The sequence below is a fragment of the Blautia sp. HCP3S3_D9 genome (assembly GCF_052063845.1).
GTDB lineage: Bacteria > Bacillota > Clostridia > Lachnospirales > Lachnospiraceae > Blautia_A.
This window is the reverse complement of the sequence record NZ_JBQHWS010000264.1, coordinates 1-1,555: the sequence shown is the minus strand read 5'-3', so window position 1 is coordinate 1,555 and position 1,555 is coordinate 1. Positions and strand designations below refer to the sequence as shown.

Annotated in this window: 2 protein-coding genes and 1 pseudogene; 2 read left to right on the top strand and 1 reads right to left on the bottom strand. The window is 39.7% G+C overall.

Annotation, left to right across the window (positions count from 1 at the left end; genetic code table 11):
- Nucleotides 1-180 (bottom strand): annotated as a pseudogene (locus tag ACTNES_RS20755) (transposase); the annotation flags it as partial.
- Nucleotides 181-490: 310 nt separating this feature from the next.
- Here ACTNES_RS20755 and ACTNES_RS20750 point away from each other — a divergent pair.
- Both ACTNES_RS20750 and ACTNES_RS20745 read left to right on the top strand, forming a co-directional pair.
- The gene (locus ACTNES_RS20750) at nucleotides 491-679 is read left to right on the top strand and encodes a hypothetical protein (RefSeq protein ID WP_330687427.1); all 189 of its coding nucleotides are present in this window, start codon (nucleotides 491-493) and stop codon (nucleotides 677-679) included.
- A gap of 34 nt (nucleotides 680-713) precedes the next feature.
- Nucleotides 714-1,181: a DNA/RNA nuclease SfsA gene (locus ACTNES_RS20745; RefSeq protein ID WP_441040563.1), complete on the top strand. Its 468-nt coding sequence runs from the start codon at nucleotides 714-716 to the stop codon at nucleotides 1,179-1,181.
- Nucleotides 1,182-1,555 lie beyond the last annotated feature (374 nt).

Sequence of the window (1,555 nt, the reverse complement as noted above, 5' to 3'; positions counted from 1 at the left end):
TTGAGAGAATACGGTTTCTACCCGTCTTCTCAGTTTGAATATTAACTGACGTACGGATTTTGGCCAGTTTTCCTTACTGTTGGAACGTTTCAGAGCAAAAAGACAGATATTCTTTTCCTGCATTTCCTGTCCCATGTTTTTTCCAACGTAGCCTTTATCCGCTAAGATTGTAATATTTGCGGTTGTGCGTCTCTGCCATTTTTCGTGAGTGTCTGTTTTGTATACGATGAAACCAACAAGGCACATGCTCAGTAAAAAAACGATAAGAGGCACAAGATTTTTTTCTTCACCTGTTTCACCTCATTTTTATCGGATATTTTTATGATGGAATATTATAGCATAGAAATGAAAAAACGGAATGAATTTTTTTCAAAACATAGGTACAAAAACATAGGCAAAATCAGACAAAAGTTTCTTAAAGTGAAAATGTTGTAGGTATGAGGAAAACATGTTATGGTATGTATACAATGCGTAAAGAGGAGCAGAAAAAATGAAGTACGAACATATCACAGAGGGCCGTTTCATAGATCGTCCTAATCGGTTTATTGCACATGTGGAGATCAATGGGCAGGTGGAAACGGTTCATGTAAAGAATACAGGCAGGTGCAGGGAGCTTCTGATCCCGGGGTTTTTCTGGAAAGGAGCAGCAATCCGGCTAGAAAGACAGCCTATGATCTGATTTGCGTAAATAAAAAGGCAGGGGCCTGATCAATATGGATTCCCAGATTCCCAATAAAGCAGCGCTGGAATGGATAAAGGCAGGATATCTTTTCCCGGAAAAGGTTCAGATAACGCCTGAGAAGACCTACGGAAATTCCAGATTTGATCTCTATGTCTGTTCAGAGAAACGCAAGGCTTTTATAGAAGTAAAAGGTGTCACTCTGGAATCTGACAATATAGTACGTTTCCCGGATGCACCGACAGAAAGAGGGATAAAGCATCTGAAGGAGCTGATCCATTGTATGCAGGAAGGATACGAAGCTTATCTGCTTCTGGTGATCCAGATGAAGGGAGTTGACAGGTTTGAGCCAAACTGGGAGACTCATCGGGAATTTGGAGAAACCCTGCAGGAAGCGGAAAAGGCAGGAGTGCATATTCTGGCATATGACTGCCTGGTAGAACCTGACAGAATGGAAATCCAGGATTCGGTACCTGTATGTCTTACTTCTGAACGGAAATAAAAAAAGTATTCCCGTAATCAACATGTCCCATTTTGCTGCAGCAATGACCTGACATTCTCGGGGAAGCGTTAATTTGAAAAAACATAATTTTCACAGCTATTATTAGAGTTAGATGATATAATAAGTCTGGTACATCGTTTTCGAAATAACTATACCACTCATTTGTATGCGAATGGTATAGTTATTTACGAAACGATGTACTGGTAAAATTGGCGATGAGAAAGACAAAATGTCAAAACCGGATGTGAGGATAACAAAATGGGAATTATTAATCCTGAATTATTCACGGAACAGTATCTGAACAGATAACTGTGCCATGAATCTAAAAAGTGATCCATGCAGCCATAACATCACTCAATTAACCTGTTAAAAGG